This is a genomic window from Parabacteroides sp. ASF519 (assembly GCF_000364265.2).
Taxonomy (GTDB): domain Bacteria; phylum Bacteroidota; class Bacteroidia; order Bacteroidales; family Tannerellaceae; genus Parabacteroides; species Parabacteroides goldsteinii.
The window spans coordinates 2,295,381-2,319,339 of sequence record NZ_AQFV02000006.1 but is presented as its reverse complement, the minus strand read 5'-3'; the positions used below and the strand labels follow the sequence as shown (position 1 = coordinate 2,319,339).

13 protein-coding genes are annotated in these 23,959 nt (G+C 44.6%); 5 read left to right on the top strand and 8 right to left on the bottom strand.

Annotated elements, in window-relative coordinates; translation table 11 throughout:
• Position 1: 1 nt before the first annotated feature.
• Complete coding sequence (locus C825_RS08915) at positions 2–1,111, top strand: hypothetical protein (RefSeq protein ID WP_010802225.1); 1,110 nt, start codon at positions 2–4, stop codon at positions 1,109–1,111.
• A 695-nt stretch (positions 1,112–1,806) separates the two neighbouring features.
• Here the strand turns inward: C825_RS08915 and C825_RS08910 are convergent.
• From C825_RS08910 to C825_RS08900, 3 genes are read right to left on the bottom strand one after another with little or no spacing between them, the layout of a single operon-like run.
• On the bottom strand, positions 1,807–3,393 hold the full coding sequence (locus tag C825_RS08910) for a sulfatase family protein (protein ID WP_007654434.1): 1,587 nt from the start codon (positions 3,391–3,393) through the stop codon (positions 1,807–1,809).
• Between the two features lie 25 nt (positions 3,394–3,418).
• A complete protein-coding gene (locus tag C825_RS08905) occupies positions 3,419–5,284 on the bottom strand; it encodes a RagB/SusD family nutrient uptake outer membrane protein (RefSeq protein ID WP_007654436.1) in 1,866 nt (621 codons plus the stop codon).
• Between the two features lie 12 nt (positions 5,285–5,296).
• The gene (locus tag C825_RS08900) at positions 5,297–8,494 is read right to left on the bottom strand and encodes a SusC/RagA family TonB-linked outer membrane protein (RefSeq protein ID WP_010802224.1); all 3,198 of its coding nucleotides are present in this window, start codon (positions 8,492–8,494) and stop codon (positions 5,297–5,299) included.
• 274 nt (positions 8,495–8,768) lie between these two features.
• Between C825_RS08900 and C825_RS08895 the strand changes: the two genes are divergently transcribed.
• Positions 8,769–12,737 carry a hybrid sensor histidine kinase/response regulator transcription factor gene (locus C825_RS08895; protein WP_010802223.1) on the top strand — a complete coding sequence of 1,323 codons (3,969 nt, stop codon included), beginning with the start codon at positions 8,769–8,771 and terminating at the stop codon, positions 12,735–12,737.
• Positions 12,738–12,903: 166 nt separating this feature from the next.
• Here C825_RS08895 and C825_RS08890 read toward each other — a convergent pair whose 3' ends face one another.
• The 3 genes from C825_RS08890 to C825_RS08880 all read right to left on the bottom strand — a co-directional run bounded on the left by C825_RS08890 (position 12,904) and on the right by C825_RS08880 (position 16,270).
• A complete protein-coding gene (locus C825_RS08890; RefSeq protein ID WP_007654439.1) occupies positions 12,904–14,253 on the bottom strand; it encodes a Gfo/Idh/MocA family protein in 1,350 nt (449 codons plus the stop codon).
• 124 nt (positions 14,254–14,377) lie between these two features.
• Positions 14,378–15,163, bottom strand: coding sequence for a porin family protein (locus C825_RS08885; RefSeq protein WP_007654440.1), 786 nt, complete (start codon positions 15,161–15,163; stop codon positions 14,378–14,380).
• A gap of 12 nt (positions 15,164–15,175) precedes the next feature.
• Positions 15,176–16,270, bottom strand: coding sequence for a PCMD domain-containing protein (locus tag C825_RS08880; RefSeq protein WP_007654441.1), 1,095 nt, complete (start codon positions 16,268–16,270; stop codon positions 15,176–15,178).
• 192 nt (positions 16,271–16,462) lie between these two features.
• On the opposite strand from C825_RS08880, the gene C825_RS08875 reads away from it, so the two are divergent.
• Entirely contained in the window at positions 16,463–17,776 is a 1,314-nt protein-coding gene (locus C825_RS08875; protein ID WP_007654442.1) for a Gfo/Idh/MocA family protein, read from the top strand.
• Positions 17,777–17,855: 79 nt separating this feature from the next.
• Here C825_RS08875 and C825_RS08870 read toward each other — a convergent pair whose 3' ends face one another.
• On the bottom strand, positions 17,856–19,376 hold the full coding sequence (locus tag C825_RS08870; protein WP_007654443.1) for a DUF4301 family protein: 1,521 nt from the start codon (positions 19,374–19,376) through the stop codon (positions 17,856–17,858).
• Positions 19,377–19,552: 176 nt separating this feature from the next.
• Between C825_RS08870 and C825_RS08865 the strand changes: the two genes are divergently transcribed.
• A complete protein-coding gene (locus C825_RS08865) occupies positions 19,553–21,766 on the top strand; it encodes a RelA/SpoT family protein (protein WP_007654446.1) in 2,214 nt (737 codons plus the stop codon).
• Positions 21,767–21,997: 231 nt separating this feature from the next.
• On the opposite strand, the gene C825_RS08860 is transcribed toward C825_RS08865, so the two are convergent.
• Positions 21,998–22,840, bottom strand: a complete 843-nt coding sequence (locus tag C825_RS08860) for a mechanosensitive ion channel family protein (RefSeq protein WP_010802222.1) — start codon at positions 22,838–22,840, stop codon at positions 21,998–22,000.
• Between the two features lie 159 nt (positions 22,841–22,999).
• Here C825_RS08860 and C825_RS08855 point away from each other — a divergent pair, with 159 nt between their 5' ends.
• Complete coding sequence (locus C825_RS08855; protein WP_010802221.1) at positions 23,000–23,821, top strand: tetratricopeptide repeat protein; 822 nt, start codon at positions 23,000–23,002, stop codon at positions 23,819–23,821.
• Positions 23,822–23,959: the final 138 nt, after the last annotated feature.

Genomic DNA, 23,959 nt, shown 5'->3' with positions numbered 1-23,959 from the left:
GATGAAAACTAAAGGATATATATCAATCATTTCAGGACTGCTTCTTATGGCCTCCTGTTCTTCCAACCACCGGATGGTGACCCATATTTATCCGGACGGACAAATTGACCGTGAAGTATATGCACACGGAGATTCCGCTTTTATGGCGGGCGACGGCTCACACTCTCCTTTCCTGTTCTCCATCCAGGACTGGCAACAGATTCCTTTGAATCCCAACATCCCTTTTGTCATCTTAGGAAAGAAAAGCGACTCATTCGGTAAAGAGGAGCAATTGAATGTAAAAGTCAAACGCACATGGAAAATATGGGATACCCCTCTCCGGCTCACTCCTGAAAAGAAATGGATGGAACCGTTAGCCGTTCCGCAGGAAAAGCTGGAAAAACATTTCAGATGGTTTTATACCTATTATACATTCACCTGCAACTACCGTCAAATTGAAGAAAGAGGCCCCATCCCCCTTGAACATTACCTGAGTAAACAAGAACAAGAACTGCTCTTTCAAGGTGACCTGACTCAAGTCAGGGGAATGAACGGACTTGAGCTAAACGATAAGCTGAATGACTTGACAGATCGTTTCGTGAAATGGTATAATGAGAGTTTGTTTGAAATCCGCCTTGAAACTATTGAGGAATGGGAAGCTAAGTCCGGTAATAAAACCTTTATCTCAAAGCTGAAGGCAGACAAAGATGCCATCAAAAAATCAGCCATGAGTAAAGGAGAAGATACAGACCTTGACTCGATAGATATGTATCGGCTACTCGACACTTTCTACCAGACGGACCATTTCACCACTGCATATCAGCAGAAAGACAAAGATCAGATAAACCGGTTATTTGAAGAGAAATGCCGTCCGATAGAATTATTCAACCACCAGATAAAATACGAACTCAATATGCCAGGCCAGTTGATAACAACCAATACCACCCTACATGAAGGAGAAACTCCTTATTGGAAGATAGACGCCTACCGGCTGTTACCTGGTGATTATACTTTGGAAGCCCAATCGCGTGTACCTAATATCTGGGCATTTATTGTCACGGGACTACTTGGGATACTGCCCGTTCTTCTGCGGTCCCGTGTCAAGCACGGGGACAAGATAGCTCACTTTTGATAAGAAGTGAGTCATATCATAAATATTGACATATTCCCTCAATAAAAGTTCATCAAAATAAATCCTTCATTCCTTCATCTATATGATATCTTATTGGTTATCTTTGTGTTACAACTTATAAATAATGAACAAAATGAAGGAAACGCTTTTCAATCCCTGATTTTTAGCTAATAATTGATAGCTTCCAATACCATAAAAAAGTAAATATCTACCGGAAGATTATCTGTCAGCATATCTTATTCTAATACAGAGCCAGTGAACCCTTAGTCCTGATATGCTTTCTTCTTTCTTGTTTTTCAATTATCTGACACTTGTTTGCCATCTGTCGAACGCTTGTTCGATAATTGTGCGATAAGCGTTCGACATATGACAAACAACAACGCATATATAACCTACAGAATAGCAGACTATTAGGATATACCTAATTATCTATTACCGGACTCCTACTTCTTTTCTACCTGTTAACAAAGCCATTTCCTTCATCTTGTTCATCATTTATTATCAGTAACATAAAGATAACCAACAAAATATCATATAGATGAAGGAATGAAGGATTTATTTTGATAAACTTTTATTGAGATGTTTAAGCGAATAAAGCATTTATACGATATATATAAAAAGAACCCCTGAAGCCTTTTTGTTCGACTCCAGGGGTTCAACTATCCACATCTCCTTTACCTATTTCACTTATTCTGTTAGCTTTTCTTTGCTAATTCCGATTCGATAGGATCGTTATATTGTTTCTGCAATTTGTGCAGTTCGTCCATCAACTGTTTGGTGATTTCTTCCGTACCGGGTTTATTATAAATGTTATTCATTTCCATCGGGTCGTTTTGCAGGTCGTAAAGTTCCCATACGTCGATGTCATTATAGAAATGCATTAATTTATAACGGTCTGTACGTACGCCATAATGACGTTTTACCATGTGTTCGGCCGGGAACTCATAATAATGGTAATACAAGGAAGTACGCCAGTCTTTCGGATGCTCGCCTTTCAGCAACGGCAGGTAAGAATCACCCTGGATATCTTCAGGAACCGGAGCGCCTGCCAGTTCGAGGAAGGTAGCGGCATGGTCGATATTCTGAACCATTTCAGGAATATCACCCTTTATGCCACCCGGATAGCGAACCAACATCGGTGTGCGGAAAGACTCTTCATACATGAAACGTTTGTCAAACCAACCGTGTTCACCCATATAGAATCCCTGATCGGATGTATAAACGATAATCGTATTATCCAGCAGATCGTTCTTTTCCAGATAATCCAATACACGACCTACATTACGGTCTACCGAATGGATGACACGAATATAATCGTGCATATACTGCTGGTATTTCCATTCAGCCAACGCCTTGCCGGAAAGTTTCTTTTCCTTGAACTCTTTGATGATCGGGTCATAATGCTTGTCCCAGGCGGCTTTCTGTTCCGGAGTCATCCGGTTGTACATATTACGTCCGGCTTTTTCCAATCCCGGATTGGAGTGGATCTCGTTTTCTTTGTCTGCCAGTTTCAGGTCATACACCAGATCCATGTCTTTAATGACACTCATTTCCTGCTGCGAAGCGGCAATACGGCCTTCATATTTGTCGTAGAAAGTTTCCGGTATCGGGAAAACAACATCCTTATACAATTCCAGATCACAGGTATCCGGCATCCAGGTACGGTGCGGAGCCTTATGATGCAGGAGCAGGCAGAACGGTTTGTTCTTATCTCTTTTCTGGTCCATCCAGTCGATAGCCAGATCGGTTGTTATATTGGTGGCGTATCCTTCTATTTGTTTCTTTTCTCCGTTATCGATAAAATAAGGATTGTAATAATCGCCCTGTCCTATCAATATGTTCCAGTAATCGAACCCGGTAGGTTCGGATGTCAGGTGCCATTTACCGACAATAGCGGTCTGGTAACCGGCTTGCTTCAATAGTTTCGGGAACGTCTGTTGTCCGCCGTCGAATGTTTTCGTGTTGTCGGTAAAGCCATTTGCATGGCTATGCTTACCGGTCAGCAGACAGGCACGGCTGGGACCACTCAACGAGTTGGCAACGAAACTGTTGGTAAAACGGACTCCCTCTTTGGCGATGCGGTCGATGTTCGGAGTCTCGATGAACCGATGATCATACGCACTGATTGTCTGAAACGAATGATCATCGCACATAATGTAGAGGATATTCATTGGCTTCTTAGCCTCCTCTGCCCCTGCTTTTTTCTCTTTGCAGGAAGGCAGCGATGCTAACACCGCTGCTCCTGTTAATGAGAATAATACTTTAGACCTAATGTTCTTCATATTCTATATACTTGTATAAATTAGATTACCATCCCGGGTTCTGTTCCCATTTACCTCCTGTCAAAGACAACATACGAGGTTGAATAGGCAACAAATAGTCGCGACCTACATTAAACCGCCATCCCTGCTCATAACCTGCCGGATTGCTGGGCACAACATAACGAAGTGCGTCACCCGGTTTACCTGTCAGGAAGAGATTGTTTCCGGAAGCCTGGTCGTAAACCAACTTACCGCCAAATGCGGGATGGTTTTCCAGGTTACTTCCAGTAAATAAGGCACCTTTCGGCCATTTGCCAACGATCAGTTCTTCGGCAGCAGCCCAACGAAGAATATCTTCCAGACGACGGCCTTCACAGGCTTTCTCGATACGACGTTCACGACGGACAGCCTGAATATATTTATCCAGATGACGGAACGGATAATCAGCCTCCTGATTATACTCCCGATCAAAATCTACGGCAGGCATACCAACACGGTCACGTAACGGTTGCAAAGCTACAATTATTTTCTGAGAATTGGCCGCTCCGTCCAACTCGGCCAACGCTTCGGCATAATTTAACAGGATATCGGCATAACGGAACTGGATTGCCGGGGTTGCTCCTTTAGCTTCAGCATCCAGGCTACCGGTATAATCGATCTGTACATATTTCAGTAAAGAATAACCTGTCATATTCTGATTGTAAGACGAAGTACCAATCAGTGGCGGAACGACATAGTAAGGAGGCAAATCATCCGGACGCAGTTGTTGTCCGGGCGTACAGATCGTCTGCGACAAACGCGGATCACGTACGGTAGGCAATAACTCATCACCAAACACCTTCTTTGCATTTACCAATGCTGCACCGATAAACGGTTTGCCATCTTTTGTCAGATAATCATCGATCAAAGAAGCAGTAACACCGATGCTACCTCCTCCCTGGTTCAGATAACGATTTACACTGTTACCCACCTGATCGCCATCATACATTTTAAACCAAAGTACTTCGGAATTAGCCGATAAGTCGGTGGTTTGAAACATCTGGCGGTAGTCATCCAGTTCGTTACCAGTAGAATATATTTTCCATACTCCGCGATCCATTACATCTTTGGCGGCATCGGCAGCCTGTGTAAAGTACCCGCGAATCTTTTCATCCGTTACGGAAGGATCAAAAAACTTATCGCCTTTTGCCTTATGATATTTCTCCCAGGTACCCTCGAAAAGAGCCACTTCACTCTTCAATGCACGGGCAACATCCTTATGGACACGCATGGAAGCACTATTATTCTGTATACCCAAATAAGAAATAGCCTTGTCCAGGTCGGCCAAAATGCTATCCGCCACTACGGTCCGGCTATCCCGAGGTAACTGCATCTCTTCTTCATTAGGGTCAAGCGGAGTACTTACCCATGTCAATGGCCCATAATCCACAAACATCCTGTAATAGTACCAGGCCCGGAAGTAATAGGCTTCGCCGACATACTGATCATAATCGGGACTTCCCTGTTCCACACAGTTATCTAAATTGGCTAATAAAAAGTTCAAATTACGGATAGCCGTATAATTGGTCAGTTTGGCTGCACCGCTCAAAGTAGTCTCCCCTACCAGACGCGAGCTAACAGAACTGGATGACATATTATCACTATTTATATCAGAACCGGCAATACCGTCACCACTACCACCGGCACCGAAGTCTTGTCCCCGCAAGCCGTTACCAAAATTTACTTTTATTTTATCATCTTCATATTTCGGATTGCCTATCTGATAAAACATGTCCAGATAATTTCTCATTTCACCTGTACTGCTGAAAGGCTGCGCAGTCGAAAGTACGCCTTCCGGCATTTTATCCATATCGAAGCAGGATGTTAGGCTGAAAGCCAGAATCACGCCTAAAAATATATTTCTTTTTTTCATATGATCTCTAAATTATAAGTTAACAACCAAACCTACAGATACTACACGGTTCATCGGATAGTTCTTACCCCCCTCACTGGTGTAGTCGTTCTTTGTATAGATCGCTTCCGGGTCAAACATACCTTTCAGTTTTGTAAAGGTCAGCAGGTTTTCACCAGAGAAGAATACCTGAACTTTCTGCATACCTACTTTATTCGTCCAGATAGCAGGAAGGTCATAGCTGATTGTCAGGTTTTTCAAACGGCAATAAGCACCACTCTGAATATACCGGTCGCTGGTAGTCATTGTTTTATCACGGAACGGAACAACACCGCCTGCCGTATGGATATAGGGCTTCGGATAATAAGCTCCCGGATTCGATTCACTCCAGAAATCCAGATGTTCCTTAAACACAGTTACCTGTGCATAGGGACCGCTTCCCCAGAAGTAAGCGCCTGTTCCCGGATCCCAATCACGTTTGCCAACTCCTTGGAACATCATGCTCAGGCTGATGCCTTTCCAACTGATAGAACCGTTAACTGTGTACTGATAACGCGGAGTCGTATTACCGATTACCGTCATATCGCCCATATCATCCAATGTATTTGTCCCGTTATTGATCTTATTATCATTATTCAGGTCACGATATTTCACATCACCCGGAGTCCAGGGTTTACCACTAATAAATGACAAGTCATACTTTTCATTATAAGCATCTGCTTCTTCCTGTGTCTGGATCAGACCGTCAGCACGATACCCCCAGATTTCGCCAACCTTTTTACCGGTATACCAGTTTTCTTTCGGATTTGTTCCGGTCGGGTTGGCATATTCCGTTACTTCTGAAGTTGCATCCGACAATGAACCACCGATCGTATACTGAATATCGCTACCGATCTGTCCGCGATAATTCAGGGCAAGCTCCCAACCGCGGTTTCTCATCCGTGCATTATTGGTCTTAGGTGCATCTGCTCCGAAAATATCCGGAAAGTCGACGCCGGGCCCTAACATATCCTTTGTATCACGCTGGAAAACATCGAGTGTACCGGTCAAAGAGTTCCCTAAGAATCCAAAGTCGAGACCGATATTCTTACTTTCCACCTTTTCCCAGGTAGTAGTCGGATTCACAACACCCGGAGCCCGGGTAAAGATATGACGTCCGTCAGAAAAAATATAATTGCCCAACTTATTATTCAACTCCATTGTTGCGGCAAAAGTATATAAGGCAGCACCGGCCTGGTTACCCAGCAAACCATAGGAAGCACGCAGTTTCAGGTTTGACAGTACATCAGTCACAGAACTCATGAATTGTTCGCGGGTAATGTTCCATCCCAAAGAGACGGAAGGGAAGAATCCCCAACGATTGCCTGAGGCAAAACGGGAAGAGCCGTCATAACGTCCGTTCAGTTCAACCAGATAACGTCCGTCATAATCATAATTGATACGTCCGAAGAAACCGCGGGTTGCCCAACCGTTACGGGTATCGATGACAGTCTTGTCGCCGGTTCCCATACCGACATTCGGATTGCTGGTCGAATACAGGCCGGTAATGGAGTTCTTCATCAGACTGAACTCATAATCTTCTTCCTGAAAACCAGCCATTACTGTAAAGTTGTGCTTTTCAGCCAAGCTGAAAAGATAATTTGTATACAAATTGATCGACTGATAACGTGTACGGTCATAGCTACGGGTAAACTTACCATCAGGAGACATACCCAATTCCGCACGAACACCTTTTGAAGTACTGACACCGTCGGCACCATAAATAAGCGGACTGACATTTAGTGCTTCGTATTCTTTATTTCCTAATTTATAGGTATAGTCGAAGAATATAAACCAGTTCTTAACAGGTTGAATATCCAAACCGGCAGTGATATTCATATTATCACGCTGTGTATTTGTATAGGTTCCGCTCTGCAGATAAGGAATCATTGTCAGTTCCGTGAAATGACCGTTCGGGTCGACCGGAGAAACTGTGGGACGGAAACGAGCCAGTGAATGATAGAAACCTTCGCTGATACCACCGTCACCAAACGGAGTATTCTGGTCGGAATGCATGAATTTGGTATTCACTTTCAACTTCATCCAACTAGTCAGCTGCGAAGTAACATTGGCAGCAAAATTATACCGTTTATAATCCATATCGGCATAACGGAGGATTCCGTCTTCCGAATAGTAACCACCTGAAATATAATATTGTGCAGCCTTACCACCACCGCTCAGGCTGATATTATGATTCTGTTTAAACGCCCAGTTCTTATAATGCAAATCAAAATAGTTCACATTACCGACACCAGACTCCGAGTTTTCGAAAGCCGGGTTCATATTGGAATTGGCAGGCAGTTCGAACCACGGATCGACACTGCTCGGATCATTGATATACTGCTGTAACAAAACTAGTTTCTCATCGCTGTACAAACGCGGAGAACCGGCATTGGTTACACCGGCATTCCAGTATTGTGCAAAATCATACGAATTGACCATATCCGGCAGAACAGTCGGTGTACTCCAACCGACCGTACCCTGGTAGTTGATGCGCGTTTTACCTTCTTCCCCTTTCTTTGTCGTGACAAGAATCACACCGTAAGCGGCACGTGCACCGTAGATAGCACAAGCAGCCGCATCTTTTAATACGGATATATTTTCAATATCACTGGGGTTTACATCGGTGAGGCTCATTTCCACACCATCGACCAGGACGTAAGGGGCCGCATTATTATCCAGATTACCTTGTCCGCGTAATGTCAAAGTACCGGCTCCACCCGGACGGCCACCATCGGAATTGCTTACCAGCAAACCCGGAACCATCCCTTGTAAACTCTGTACGGCATCGGCAACAGGACGACGTTCCAGCACATCTCCCTTAACGGAAGATACGGAACCGGTCAGATTCACTTTCTTCTGCACGCCATAACCGACAACAACTACTTCATTAATATCAACCGCATCACTAAGCATCTTGATCGTTAAATCCTTCATGCCTTCCTTTATCAGGATTTCCTGAGGGATCAGACCAATATAAGATATTAATAATGTTTGTCCGGGTGATACCGAGATAGAAAAACGGCCATCGGCATCGGCAATCGTACCGTTCTGTGAATCTTTCACCTGAACAGCTGCTCCGGCCAAAGGTTCGGAAGTTGCCTCTTCGAGGATAACCCCCGTTACTGTCTGCTGAGCAAAACCTGCCAAGCAAAACAACATCAGTAAGAATGTTAGAAAAGATTTTTTCATAAAACAATAAATTTAGTAAACAACATAATTTAATTCTCAAGACAGGTAAGTTTTTTCAAATTCACCTATATCCAATAACATCGAATTAACCCTATTTCATAAGCACGCTCTGTTTAGTTAATATTTGCAAAGGCAAAGTTGCACTTTCCGAGACATACCGATGTCAACAATCGTACTTTTCATGTCAAAAACCATCCCAAAGTTCTGTTTACACTGAATGTTTTCTATTTTAGATCGGTTTTATTACATTTGCACTTATTAGAAATAAAGTACGATGAGAAGCATCCCTATTATAAAATTATTACAATTCCTGTTTTTGTTTTACTTCTGTATAGGATATACAAAAGGAGCAACCCCCAGCTATTTTTTCCAGCAGCTGAATCTGGACAAAGGTTTATCGCAAACAACAGTGAATTGTATCCTGGCAGACAATAAAGGATTGATATGGATCGGGACGGCCTCCGGATTGAGTTGTTTCGACCGTTACGGTATGAAAAGTTATTTCCATGAAAAGGATAACCCTTATTCCCTGCCGGGAAATACGATTTATTTCATTGCGGAAGATTCATTGAACAATATCTGGGTTTCCACCAATAACGGATTAACCTTATACGATAAAAGCAGCGACTCATTCCGCCCTGTCAAATTCGAAGATAAGATAATCACAACAAATTCATTCCATACATTCTCCGGTTCCATCCTTTTCACAGCTGATGAAGGAGTATATATCTATGACGGCAAAAGTCGGACTCTTCATAAAAGGCCCGTCCTTCAAAAAGACTCATCCGATTTTATACCTTATTATATTCGTCCCTGGGACAAAGACGAAGTATTGCTTATCTCACGCAGAAACGGTATCCTCAGATACAACCCGGTTACCGATCAGATAACTCCTACCGATTATCCGATCCAAACGGGAGACCTGAATGCGGTTTATCTGGATAGTAAGAAAAGGCTTTATCTTTCCTCCTATAATAAAGGCTTCGTTTGTTACGCTCCGGATGGAAAAAAGCTTTACCATATCCATACGGGAAATTCCAAATTAAATAATAACCTGGTACTTGACTTTCTGGAGATAAATAACAAACTCTGGATAACGACCGATGGCGGAGGAATCAATATTATGGATCTGGAAAACACCTCCGATATTACAGCCATTGTCCATACGCCGGGAGACAGGAACACGCTTCCGGTAAATTCCGTCAAATGCATCTATAAAGACAAACAGGATAATATCTGGGTAGGGACAGTCAGAGGCGGTATGATCGGTATCAAAGAAGTTTTCATGAAAACATATACGGATGTTCCGCGCAACAATACCAACGGATTGAGCGATATATCAGTCATCAGTATCCACGAAGACAAACGGGGACGCTTGTGGCTGGGGACAGACGGAGGCGGTATCAACCAATATGATCCTTATACCGATACCTTCAAACATTATCCATCCACTTACGGAGATAAAGTCGTATCTATTACAGATTATTCGGACTCAGAATTGCTCGTTTCCCTATATACCAAAGGTATGTATCTCTTTAATAAAGAAACAGGACACTATCACCGTCCTTTCTATCTGATCGACGAAGCCACGACGGTCGACCAGTTTCACGGAGGAAACGCCTCACTGGCTTATAGGGTTACCGACGAATGGGCTTATTTTCTGGGTAAAAATGCAGTCAGCCATAGTTTCCGGACCGGGAAGTTCTCTTTCCTGAAGATAGACGGGAAGAAGCTGGCCGTAGGTCCGATGAAAATGGTTTGTGCCGACGATAAATCAGCCTTTATCATCCAAAGCAACAACCTGTATGAAGTATATCACGGCAGCGACACGCTTCATGTCCTCCTCAGTATCGGTGGACATGAAGCGATCAAAGCGGTAGCACGCGACAAGAACGGTATTTTCTGGATCGGGACGGAGTATGGTTTCGGTTATTTCGATTCTAACACAAAGGAATTCACCAAGATTGAAACCAAACTGTTCAACAGTGTCTCTACCTTACTACTGGACGAACAGGAACGTCTTTGGATCGGTGCCCGCAACATGTTATTCTCATACGATCTCAAAAAGAAACGTTTCGCCTCCTGGGGAGAATCGGACGGTTATACGACGAATGAGTTCATCTATAAATACCAGGTTTCGTCCATCTCCGATTATATCTATCTGGGTGGCGCCTCCGGATTGCTGCGTATCAATAAAAACATACCGACCAAAGAAGAGCCGCTGCCCGAAGTCAGGCTGATGGATGTGTTGCTGAACGGGAACTCCTGTATCGACCAGTTGGAAAACGGCCGTAACCGGATAACGATTCCTCATACGCACAGCTCCATTGAAATAAAAGTCATCTCGATGGAAAAAGATGTGTTCCGCAGCAAACTATACCGTTATATGATTAACGGAACCGATCAACAATACACCGAAACATACAACCATGTCCTTTCACTGCGTATGCTGGCTCCGGGCAACTACTCCATCCTGGTGTCCTGCAACTCAAAAAGCGGGGAATGGAGCGAATCGGTCGAAGTACTTCATATCACGGTAACACCTCCCTGGTATCAACGCCCCTACGTCTTTGTCATTTTCATCATCCTGTTAATCCTCTTTCTTTTCTGGTCCGAACGCATAGCAAGGCGGCGCAGAAACCGGAAAATGAAATGGCAGATGAAAGAGCACACCAATAAGATGAATGAAGAAAAGGTACGCTTCCTCATCAACATCAGCCATGAACTGCGTACCCCGCTAACACTGATTTACGCACCTCTGAAAAGGATACTCGACAAAAACAGCTGGAATGAACCGGAAAATCTGAAAGGACAATTATCCGGCATATACAAACAGGTGCTGGACATGCGGAACACCATCAATATGGTATTGGATATGAGCAGCCTGAAGGAGGCGAAGAATACGTTGCATAAAACGCCCCATCAACTGAACGAATGGATTATTTCCGTCGCCAAAGATTTTGAAAGCGAACTGGAAGCCCGCCATATCCGGATAGACTACCAACTGGATGAACATATCGGACAAGTTTCGTTCGACGGTCCCAAATGTACGACCGTCTTATCGAACCTATTAATGAATGCGCTGAAGTTCAGCCCTTCGGACACAACGATCACCGTATCCAGCGAATTACTGAATGATAAAATCCGGGTAAGCGTAGCCGACCAGGGAATCGGTCTGGGCAATCTCGATGCCAATAAACTCTTTACCCGCTACTATCAGGGTAACCACGACCAGTCGGGAAGCGGGATAGGGCTCTCTTTCTCCAAAGTACTGATAGAAAGGCATAAGGGAACGATCGGAGCCATGAACAATGAAGACTGCGGAGCCACTTTCTTCTTTGAATTGCCACTCGATGCAGAGAATGAAAACATAGAAAAGGAAAACCAGCAAGACGTATGGTTCCCGGTTGAAACACCATCCGAAGCGGAGACATTCTCTACAAACCATTATTCTATCATCATCGTAGAAGACAAGAAGGAATTAAGTTCGTTCCTGAAAGAGTCCTTACAGGAATCATTCAAAAATGTCTATGTGGCAGGCGACGGAGAAGAGGCCATTGAAATAATTAACCAGAAGCATCCGGACATCATCGTCAGCGACATTATGATGCCGAAGATGAACGGTTATGAATTGTGTAAAAAGATCAAGGAAGATATAGCAACCAGCCATATTCCCGTTATACTCTTAACTGCCAGGGGTGATCTGGACAGCACGACAATAGGATACAAACTGGGAGCGGACGCTTATCTGGCAAAGCCTTTCGATATGGAATTATTACTGGCAGTCATCAGTAACCAGCTAAAAAACAGGGAAGCGATCAGGCAGAAGTATAAAGAAAGCCATTTACTTCCTCCGGAAGCAACCCCTTTACAGACAAACAACCTGGACGAGGAGTTCATGCTGAAACTGAACAAGCTGATTTACGACAACCTTTCATCGCGTGAACTCGATGTCAAGTTCCTTACCACGCAGATGGGAATGAGCCGTACGCCACTCTACGCCAAGCTAAAGGCCTTAACCAATATGGGAGTTAACGATTATATCAATATGATCCGCATAGATAAAGCCTGCCAGCTACTGGTTGGCTCTTCCATGAATATCACAGAGATATCCGAAACTGTAGGATTCGAGTATCCCCGCCATTTCAGCACGCTATTCAAACAGCTCAAAGGCATGCCGCCATCGCAATACAGGAATAGTAAGGCTACAACAAAAGAATGCGATAGCGAAAGAGAAGATTAGATTCGATATTTATCAAAAGTGAGCTATCTTGTCCCCGTGCTTGACACGGGGACGCAGAAGAACAGGCAGTATCAAAAGATACATATAGGATACGGTTTGTGCCTTTGCGATCCCGTGTCAAGCACGGGAACGGGATAGCTCACCTTTTTCTATAATTACCCCCCATTTATTTCCAGTAAGGCAATGTATAAGGATTGCGATACTGATACCAGTACAACCGATGTGCAGCGGCTTCCTTATCATTCACGAAACTTAATGTAGCCGGATCCCATTTTACCGGACGGTTCAGTTCGCGGGAAATATTTGCCAGACAACAAAGCGTATTAGTGCTGCAACCTACCTCTACCGGAGCAATCGGATTCTCACGTGAACGAACGCAATCGATAAAGTTCTGCATATGAGGCGAACTTACTTCATACTCTCCTTTACCGACTTCTTTCTTCTTAGCTTTCAACAAGGAAGGATCCGAACATTCGATATAACCGCGTGCTACCTTCAGCCATCCTTTATCACCGATAAACTGGATACCCTGAGCATTCTCATTATCTTCCCGATAAGGCTGTTCGGTCATCACAATACCGTTAGCATATTTCATGGATGCATATTTCTGTCCGTTATAACCAGCCGGAGTAAATTCTACCGGGCCGGAACCGTCCATACCGATAGCAGCCTGAGCGATGTCAAACATATGGGCACCCCAGTCGGCCGTAAAGCCATTACCGGTTTCCTGATACCAACGCCAGGCTCCCCACAACTGTTCGTTCTGCTCCGGATCGAGAGAGATCGGAGGACAAAGATCCGGATGATAGTGTACCTTCGGATCATTCAGCGGTCCCATCCATTGATTGAAGTTCAGATTTCCCGGCACAGGCATTTCCGGCAGATCCAACGGTTTTGGAGGTGCACCGACACGGGCATATATTTTCTCTACATGACCGATCGCTCCATTACGAACCAACTCGATCGCTTTCTGAAACTCTTCGCTCGAACGTTGCTGGCTTCCCACCTGTAGCACCCGCTTGTTATCGCGGACGGCTTTTACCATCGCCAGACCTTCGGCAATTGTATAAGCCAGCGGTTTCTGGCAATAAACATCTTTTCCCGCCTGACAGGCATGAATAGTAGTCAAAGCATGCCAGTGGTCGGGAGTTGCCACCTCGATCGCATCGATGTCCTTACGTTCCAGCATTTCCTCATAAAACTCATAGCTGTCGCAACGCGGCGCTACGCCCTGTTGCTTCTGCCAGGCCGTAATTCTACGCACAAAACGCTCGCGTTTCATGGAATCTACGTCACAACCGGCAGCGACCTGCACGCCCGGACAATTGGAAAAACTGGTAAAATCGGATAAACCTTGCTGCCCCAGTCCGATAAAGCCTAAAACAACCCGATCACTCGGTGCGATGCGCACTCCATTGATCGACCAGCTGGGAAGGATTGTAAAACTGGCTAGTCCCAGTGCGGACAAGCCGAGGAATTTTCTTCGGGAAATTCCTTTCTTCTCGTTCTCTTTCATGGTATTAAATTATATTGGTCTTAAAAAATCAATACTGCAAATGTATAGAATTTATTGAAATAAATAAAAAAAAAGCGGGAATATTTGATGAAATATTCCCGCTGATATGATATTGTATTATAACTTAAAATGCATAACCGAACCCCATATTCAGATAGATCGGATACATGGCGAAAGTAATCGTATTAAAATCTTTCTTGAATATATCGTTCATACCCCAAGTCAGATCGGCATACACATTCAAGTGTTTGAAGGCTTTCCATTCGCCTCCCAGCTGTAGCCCCCATGCAAAACGACGCAGGTCTTTGGAAAAATCGTAAGGAGCACTTTTACCGTCTTCAAATACGACTTTGTTACCGGTCGGATCGAGTTCACGCAAGTAGCCGTCGTACACATCACCCGTAAAATCGCCTTCCATCCGATAGGAAACATACGGTCCGGCATTCAACTTCCAACGTGGAGAAACCCGCCAGGCAGCCAGCACAGGAACAGTCAGATACGAGTTATTTACTTTTGTCTTTACCTGTCCGGTCCAAAAGCCTTTCATACGTTCACCACCGTCACCGATGATCTCCATGCTGTAATTCTTTACACGGGCATCTGTTTTCATACCTTTCGTTTCAAGGCGTAAAGCAAGCATAATACCCCAGGTACGCGCCGGATTAAGCCACTTCGTTACATTCCCCTCGATAGCAATCTGCAATGTCGGGTTATAACTGTCAATAGAACGTATCTCTTTCGGCAATGGCAATGGAGACGTACCTCCGATACTGAATCCGGCTTTTACCTCATATTCCAACCCGATCAGATATGAATTGATGATACCGGCATTCCGGTCTTTCTGGGCAAACAGACTATGGCTAGTCAGCAATAATAAACCCAGGATACTTATAATTAATTGTTTTTTCATACTGTTTTATGTTTATTCTTCCACTGAATGGATCAGTTCGACTTCATCTATATATAATGTACTGCCAACTGCTCCGTTGAACAAATCACCTTCTATACTGGAAGAAAACACAATCGCCACATTATATTTTCCTGCTTTCAACTTATCCCGGTCGATAGTTTTACCTGGTCGCATATTAAACGGCAGATAGAACTGTGTCCATTCATCCGTCTCTTTTGCATCTTCGATCCGTGCGACGGAGATCAAGTTGGGATGGCTGAATTTGTTAGTTCCATCCAGCATCTTCACATCATCGGTCGTCTCATAAAAGATCGCATAGATATCGAACATATCTTTTTTACCGGGAACGATCTTTCCTGATTCGGAGAAATCCGGTCCTGCCTTGTACTTATAATATCCGGTCAGATAAGTCGGTACATACTCGAACGGCATACCGAATTTAGTTGCTTTCAAGGCATTTGTTACAGCACTGAGAATATCGAATGTCCCCATAAACAAGTTTCCGGCAGCAATCGGCATACCTAACCGACTTCCAAAGTCACCGGTTGAGCGGGTTACTAATCTTACACAATTATCCTTATAGCCTTTATCTGAAGAAAGTGTCGGAAAGGTATCACGGGGGGCATTTACATCTGTCAGAGCAAATCCGGGGTTACCGCTTGCCCAATCCATTATAGTGTTTCCATTGTCATCTGTTTCATAGAAAACATCATAGCCAGCTTTACCTTCATGTCTGACCTTTTCAAAACTATATTGTGTACCGATACCGGTTATCACATAACTCACCTCATAGCGTTTCTTCCATTGTCCGTCTTCCGAAACGACAGTGTAATACTGCGGTTCGCTGAAATCGAGCGTCGTTCCGCTAGCCGGTGAAATAGAGGCCCCTGGCGTCAGGGTAAATTCAGGCGATTGTTTCAACAAATCAGTATTTGATTTAACCATCAATGTAATCTTATCATTTGTAATAATAGGATCGCGACGCAATATGTCGGCTGGTACTGTACAAGTCAGAATATCAGCTTCTGCATTCGGCGCCTCGTCCTGGATACAGGACATTCCCATAATACTTAAAAAAAGACAGGTTAATAAGCGTGTCAGCTTCATTTTGTTTCTTTTTTAGTGAATAATCCAATAATTACTTTTTCCATAAAGTGACTGCAAATTTACTTCCCTTTTTCGGATTTGTCTGCAATATTATGTTTTTATTACATATTTTATTGGGCAAACCCAGGCTTTCTTCCTATTTTTGGTGTTTTACAAACAATTGTGTATCATCACCATTAATTCATTCAGACCATGACAACACGCAGAGATTTTATCCGGCAGGCCGCCCTTCTGGGAGCCGGCCTCTCGATGAACCCTTTCTTTATTAAAGCTAGTAGTAACTCAGTCGGTGCAAACGATAAGATCAGGGTCGGACTGATCGGTTGCAAAGGGATGGGGTATTCCGACCTACAGGCTTTCCTCCGCAATCCGGAAGTCGAATGTATCGCTTTAGCGGATATTGATGAAAATGTGTTAAATAACAGGGCTGCCGAGACGGAAAAACTAACCGGAAAGAAGGTAAAACACCTTTATAAAGACTGGCGGAAGCTGATCGACAACAAAGATGTGGACGTCGTTATCATCGGTACTCCCGACCATTGGCACTGCCTCCAGATGGTTGCCGCCTGCGAAGCCGGAAAAGATGTTTATTGCGAAAAACCGCTGGGAAACAGTATCGAAGAATGTAATATCATGGTACGTGCTGCCGAGAAATACAACCGTGTCGTACAGGTCGGACAATGGCAACGCAGCGACCCTCACTGGCAGGACGCAATGGCTTTCGTACATAGCGGGCAGTTGGGAAAGATACGTACTGTACGTGTATTCTCTTATCAGGGATGGTGTCCTTCCATTCCGGTTGTTGCCGACGAACCGGTTCCGGCAGGTGTTGATTATGACATGTGGCTTGGTCCGGCACCCAGACGCCCGTTCAACCGTAACCGTTTCCATTTCACTTTCCGTTGGTTCTGGGACTATGCCGGAGGACTGATGACAGACTGGGGTGTCCACCTGCTCGATTACGCCCTCTATGGCATGAATGTGACGGCACCGAACTCTATCATGGCTTCGGGCGGCAAATTCGGTTATCCGGACGATGCCTGCGAAACACCCGACCTTCTGCAAACGATCTATACATTCGATGACTTCACCGTGATGTGGGACCATGCCATCGGTATCGACGACGGTGCTTACGGACGTAACCACGGACTCGGTTTTGTAGGAGAAAACGGCACACTGGTTATCGACCGCGGCGGTTGGGAAGTCATCCCTGAAAAGGTGAACGGCAAGGCCCGCATGGAAGCAGTCGCCCTGAATAAGGCTTACGGAGAAGGCGGCTTGAACCTGCACGTCAAGAACCATCTGGAATGTATCAAATCGCGCAACCGTAATTGTAATGCTAGCATCGAGATCGGCGCACATATCGCCAAATTCTCTCAATTGGGTAACATTGCTTACCGGACCGGAAAGAAACTTTCGTGGGACGGAACAAGTTTCCATGATGCAGAAGCTGATAAATATCTCTGCAAAGAGTATCGCGCCCCCTGGGAGTTACCGAAAATATAAGCAGAATGAAAAAGGCGGGCTCTCACAAGTCCGCCTTTTCGAATGTTTAATTTAAATACTAACTATGATATCGATCCGATCATTGATGCTCGGACCGTAGTAAGTCGTTTACCGTCTTTACCGGATTGAAAGTCTCGATAGGAACTTCTACAAATACGGTATTCCAGTCGCTCATTGCACCATTCCACAAACCGGGAAGTTCCAATGCCTTCAAATCGCGGCCATCTTTACTCTTGTAAGAGATGAAACCGGTATTTTTATCTACATAATCAGGCAGATTATATTTTTCTCCTTTATGATTCTTCAATGCACATACCAGGTCAACCGGATTGAAGTGGGTACCTTGTTCGAACATCGCTTTCTTTGCCGGATCTTTCAGGTCGATCTGCGAACTTTCCAGGATTTGCGGAGAGACAGTGCCATCCGGATTCTGTGCCAGGAACGGACCGCCACCCGGTTCGCCTACATTCTTCACCATACCGCAAACACGCAACGGACGGAGCAGTTTGCTCTTGATATAGAGAATCAGTTCGGCATCTTCCAGCAACTTCGTATCCGGATTCTTGATACACAGGTCATCCTGTAGGAAATGAATCATTTCTTCTACCTGGTCATGTGAATATTTTCCTGTTTCGATCAGGTTCAGATAATTGAATATACGTTCCTGCAAAGTAACCAGTACACCGGCTATCACTTTCTTAAAGATAACAGTCGAACATTTGAAACTGTCGGGAACGACATTGTCGATATTCTTTACGAAAACGACATCTGCATCGATATCATTGAGATTCTCGATCAAAGCACCATGACCGCCCGGACGGAACAACAATTTTCCATTCTTGTCGCGGAAAGGATTGTTCTCCATATCGGCGGCAACCGTATCCGTACTCGGCTTCTGTACACTGAAGGAAAGATCATAGCCTACCGAGAACTTTTCTTCGTATGCCTGTTTCTTTTCTGACACCAACTGTTCAAACAATGCCTTATGTTCGGGAGATACGGTAAAATGGATATTTACTTCACCGGCATTGTTCTTGGCATACATGGCACCTTCAGCCAGATGTTCTTCCATGGCAGTACGGATCGTTTCACCTGCCCGGTGGAACAACAACAGACCTTTAGGCAACTGTCCGTAATTCAACCCTTTGGCATCCAGTAAATTGGAAACCACCGCCTTATAATTGCCGGCAGCGATCAGTGCCGGGATATCTTTCTCTTCGTTTGCCAGGCAAACCGCATTCAATGCATTATAAAAAGCGAAACGGGTAATCTCGCTGAAGAATTTCTTTTCAAAATCACTGGTCGGCACATCGTAAGAGGCTGACAGAAACTCGTACAGGTTCTTAAACATACGGCTGGCAGCACCCGAAGCAGGTACAAATTTCAGGATCCGTTTATTTTTAGCAAGATAGGCATCCCATGCATCCATATAAGTTGCCTGGTCCTCCTGCGATACAACCATTATACCTTTTTCTACCGATGCGGATGCGGCTATTTCCAGATAAGGGAAACCTTTGACGAAGCAAGCCAGTTGTTCTTCAATCTGCTGTTCGCTGATTCCTTTATCAGCCAATTGCTTTAAATCGTTTGCGTTTAACATAGTATATCTTTTAAAATTAGTACTCTTCGCATTGTGGCATAGCATTTTCCGTCTATGCTTCTCGCAAATGTATAAAAATACTGTTAGAATAGCATTGATATTCGAGGAAAAAAGATACTTTTACAGTATGTTTTACCGCCTGTCCTCAAATGGGCAGTAAAAAAGAAGATGCAACTATGGACATACAACCATTCTTTACGGAAGAAGAAAGAAAAGATTTCTTCTCTAAATACAGACAATTGGTACGTAGCCTCTACTCCTTTTTACATAGAGAGGATATACGGAAAATGAGAGAGTTGATGCAGCGCGTTGTCGCACTCGACTGTTACGGAAGAGACAAGAACGGCATCAACGGATTGATTCGCAATATTAATACTGCACTGATCGCAACAACGGAGATCGGACTGAAACGGACTTCGGTCATCGCCCTCCTGCTCTATCGCCCGGTGCTGAAAAAGGTCATTACACTGGAAGAGGTCGAAAAGACGTTCGACGCAGATGTCACGCTGATCATTCAGCGCCTGCTGAAGACTTCCGATCTGTATGCCCGCAATACGGCCGTCAATTCTGAGAACTTCCATCACCTGCTCTTCTCTTTTGCAGAAGATGTCAGGGTGATACTGATCATGATTGCCGACCGCCTCTGCCTGATGCGCCTGGGCAAACAGTTGAAGGAAGACGACCGCCTGCGGCTAGCCACCGAAGCCTCATATCTGTATGCTCCCCTGGCTCATCGCCTGGGTCTATACAAAATAAAGAGCGAACTCGAAGACTTGTCGCTGAAGTATACCGATCCCAAACAGTATGATTTCATCAAGAAAAAGCTGAATGAGACCAAACGTTCACGTGACATTTATATAGCCGAATTCATCGCACCTATCAAGAAAAAGTTGCAGGAAGCCGGCTTACAGTTCGATATCAAAGGACGTACCAAATCCATTCACTCGATCAACAACAAACTGAAAAAGCAGAAGATCGAGTTTGAAGGCATATACGACCTGTTCGCGATCCGTGTCGTGCTGGATACTCCACTTAAAAAAGAACGTTCGGAATGCTGGCAGGTATATTCGATCATTACCGACATGTACCAGCCTAACCCCAACCGTATGAAAGACTGGATTTCCATTCCGAAGACGAATGGATACGAGAGTCTGCATATCACGGTCATGGGCCCGCAAAACAAATGGGTGGAAGTGCAGATCCGTACCCGCCGGATGGATGAGATCGCCGAACGCGGACTGGCAGCCCACTGGAAATACAAAGGCGTGAAAGCCGAAAGCGGACTGGACGAATTCCTCAATACCGTGCGTGCCGCCCTGGAAGAGAAGGAGAACAACCCGCTCGACCTGATGCAGGACTTCAAGATGGACCTGTATAAGGACGAAATCTATGTCTTCACACCGACCGGCGAACTGATCAAACTGGCGAAAGGGGCCACCGTGCTCGACTTTGCCTTTGCCATCCATTCAAAGCTGGGATGCAAATGCGTTTCCGCCAAGGTAAATGAAAAGAACGTACCTATTAAATATGTACTGAACAACGGGGATACGGTTTCGGTTGTCACCTCTCCAACTCAGACGCCTAAACGCGACTGGCTGAACATCGTCGTCACCTCCAAAGCCCGTGTAAAGATCAAACAGGCCCTCCGTGAAGAGACAGCCAAGGCGGTCGACTTTGCCAAGGAGATGCTCCAACGCCGTTTCAAAAACCGGAAGATCGAGATGGAAGAACCTCATCTGATGCGTTACATCAAGAAGAAAGGATTCAAGACCGTCACCGACTTCTACATCGAAATAGCCGAAGAACGCCTCGACCCGAACAATGTGATCGACGAATATCAGGAGTTTGTCCGCAAGGAAACCGAGACCAACGACCGTTCGGAAACCCGTAGTGCCGGCGAATACATCACGACCACCGAAGTGGAGGAAATATCCACCAACAAGGATGTTCTGGTCATCGACAAGAACCTGACAGGGATTGAATACAAGTTGGCAAAATGCTGTAACCCGATCTACGGCGACGAAGTATTCGGATTCGTTTCCACCCAGGGCATCAAGATCCACCGGATGGATTGCCCGAACGCGCAGGAGATGTTCAGCCGTTTCGGTTACCGTATCATCCGTGCAAAATGGAGCGGAAAAGGTGACAACGGATATGTGGTAACCCTTCGCGTTGTCGGCAGGGACGATATCGCGATCGTCACCAACATCACCTCGGTGATCGGAAAAGAGAATGGCGTCACGCTCCGTTCGTTGAACATAGATTCGGTAGACGGGATATTCCAGGGTAACTTTGCCGTACTGGTGAGAGATACCAATTCGCTGAATATGCTGGTCAAGAAAATAAAATCAGTCAAAGGAGTCAAGACGGTAGACCGTCTGAATTCATAAGAAAAAGGCTCGCCATAACGGTCGAGCCTTTTTCTTTTTTTATAATCAAATAATTAATACTAAAGTAATAAAATAAAGTTCTTTGTATTTTTACCTTAAAAACATTTTCTGTTATTCACTTTTAAATTGATAGACAAAGATAAATCTTTTTGTTCAACTATTAAACGTATTACCGCCCGTCAGACGAACCCCAACGGTTATTGAACAAAAAGATTTATTTTAAGGACAAAATCAGTCTTTTGCCTGATGCACCGTCAGTTGCGGGAACGGGAACCCGATACCCTCAGCATTGAAGGTTGCATAAATAGCTTTATTGGTATCAAAATAAACGCCCCAGTAATCGGAACTTTTTACCCATACACGCACAACGACATTGACACTGCTATCAGCCAGCGCACTCAAGGCTATGAAAGGAGCCGGTTCGTTCAAAACACGTGCATCCTGTGCAAGAACGGATTCGATCACTCTCTTTACATGCTCGTAATCGCTTCCGTATTCCACACCGAAAGTCCATTCCACACGACGCGTCGGCTCATTACCGATATTGGTTACCACGCCGCTGCTCAATGAGCCGTTCGGAATAAAGATATTTTTATTGTCTGCCGTAAGCAAAATAGTATGGAAGATCTGAATCTCCCTCACCGTACCGCCTACACCCTGCGATTCGATATAATCACCGACCTTATACGGTTTAAACAAAAGGATAATCAACCCGCCGGCGAAGTTCGACAGGTTTCCGCTCAACGCCATACCGATAGCGACACCGGCAGAAGCAAGCAATGCAGCAAACGAAGTCGTCTGTACTCCCAACGCCCCTACAACGGAAATGATCAACAGGATCATCAACGTAACATTCACCAGACTTCCTACGAATGTTTTAACAGACGGATCAAAATCACGTTTCGTTAAAATACGGCGAACGAGTTTGTTAATCACGCGGATAATAAACCGTCCTACAACGAAAACAATGATCGCTTTAATAATTGTCCACCCTAAATGACTACCCTGCTCTATCAGGGAATTGATAAAACCTTCCAATTTCGGATTGGAAGCCAACACATCTAATAATATCATATTTCTATCTATTTTAATTAAACACTTTTATCTTATAACAATCAAAGCATCGAAAAGTCTTATAAAATGTGGCAAAGGTATAAAGTTTTTTTAATCCGGCGACAGAACAAGATATTTGCGTAGCTTTGCGACGATCAAATAACAGATAAAAACAAGAGAATGAGATTACTGCTAATATTCATCACTTTTATCCTGGCAACAGCTAACTGTTTTGCCCAATCGTATGAGGAACTGATTGAAAAAAGTTACGACTTTCTGGATAAGAAAGACCTGGTGTCTGCCGAAGAAAGCCTGAGGGCCGCCATGCGCCTGGAACCGGGAAATCCTATGAACTATGCCTTGTTGACAAACCTCGGCAGTATCCAACGCCGCCAGGGCAAGCTCCAGGATGCGCTGCTTTCCTATACGGCCGCACTCAGCGGACGTCCCAACAATCCGACTATCCTGGAGAACCGCGCCTCTCTCTACTCCGAGCTGGGAGAAACGGAGAAAGCGCTGAATGATTACGATGCCTTACTGATCGTGGAACCGACAAACGAAGAGGCTCTTTACTGCCGCGGACTGATCTATATCCAAAAAAAGAATTATATCTGGGCGGAACAGGATTTCGATAAAATACTCGAGATGAACGAAAAGTCCGTCCGTGCCCGTCTGGGACATGCCATTCTTGAAAAGATGCGTGGTAACTATGAGGAAAGTGAAAGAATCTTCAACTACCTGATCAGCCAGATGCCCCGTGACTGGCTATTGTATGAAGGTCGTGCCGATGTGTATTTCATGATGGGCAAGAACGCCCGTGCCATGGCAGATATTAACAAGGTATTTATTGAAAGTACTCCCAGCGCTTCTCTATATGTGCTGAGAGGAAAAGTGAAGCTGGCCCAGTATGAAAAAGAATCCGCCGCAAAAGATTTCCTGAAAGCACAGGAGATGGGCTATGACCAGACAATCATCGACGAGTTGATGAAGATGACAAAATGATAAACTCACAATCAGCATTCCTTCATTCCGACTTTTTATGTCAGTTCCAATGGGTTACAACCTATTTCTTCGCAAGATATTGAGTGGCTCAATATGTATACATTGTATATATGATGTATATTTTCTACCTTTGTGGAA

Excerpts from the sequence above, each read along its gene's own strand:
- C825_RS08915 (WP_010802225.1), top strand. The coding sequence starts at position 2 with ATGAAAACTAAAGGATATATATCAATCATTTCAGGACTGCTTCTTATG.
- C825_RS08910 (WP_007654434.1), bottom strand. The coding sequence starts at position 3,393 with ATGAAGAACATTAGGTCTAAAGTATTATTCTCATTAACAGGAGCAGCG.
- C825_RS08905 (WP_007654436.1), bottom strand. The coding sequence starts at position 5,284 with ATGAAAAAAAGAAATATATTTTTAGGCGTGATTCTGGCTTTCAGCCTA.
- C825_RS08900 (WP_010802224.1), bottom strand. The coding sequence starts at position 8,494 with ATGAAAAAATCTTTTCTAACATTCTTACTGATGTTGTTTTGCTTGGCA.
- C825_RS08895 (WP_010802223.1), top strand. The coding sequence starts at position 8,769 with ATGAGAAGCATCCCTATTATAAAATTATTACAATTCCTGTTTTTGTTT.
- C825_RS08890 (WP_007654439.1), bottom strand. The coding sequence starts at position 14,253 with ATGAAAGAGAACGAGAAGAAAGGAATTTCCCGAAGAAAATTCCTCGGC.
- C825_RS08885 (WP_007654440.1), bottom strand. The coding sequence starts at position 15,163 with ATGAAAAAACAATTAATTATAAGTATCCTGGGTTTATTATTGCTGACT.
- C825_RS08880 (WP_007654441.1), bottom strand. The coding sequence starts at position 16,270 with ATGAAGCTGACACGCTTATTAACCTGTCTTTTTTTAAGTATTATGGGA.
- C825_RS08875 (WP_007654442.1), top strand. The coding sequence starts at position 16,463 with ATGACAACACGCAGAGATTTTATCCGGCAGGCCGCCCTTCTGGGAGCC.
- C825_RS08870 (WP_007654443.1), bottom strand. The coding sequence starts at position 19,376 with ATGTTAAACGCAAACGATTTAAAGCAATTGGCTGATAAAGGAATCAGC.
- C825_RS08865 (WP_007654446.1), top strand. The coding sequence starts at position 19,553 with ATGGACATACAACCATTCTTTACGGAAGAAGAAAGAAAAGATTTCTTC.
- C825_RS08860 (WP_010802222.1), bottom strand. The coding sequence starts at position 22,840 with ATGATATTATTAGATGTGTTGGCTTCCAATCCGAAATTGGAAGGTTTT.
- C825_RS08855 (WP_010802221.1), top strand. The coding sequence starts at position 23,000 with ATGAGATTACTGCTAATATTCATCACTTTTATCCTGGCAACAGCTAAC.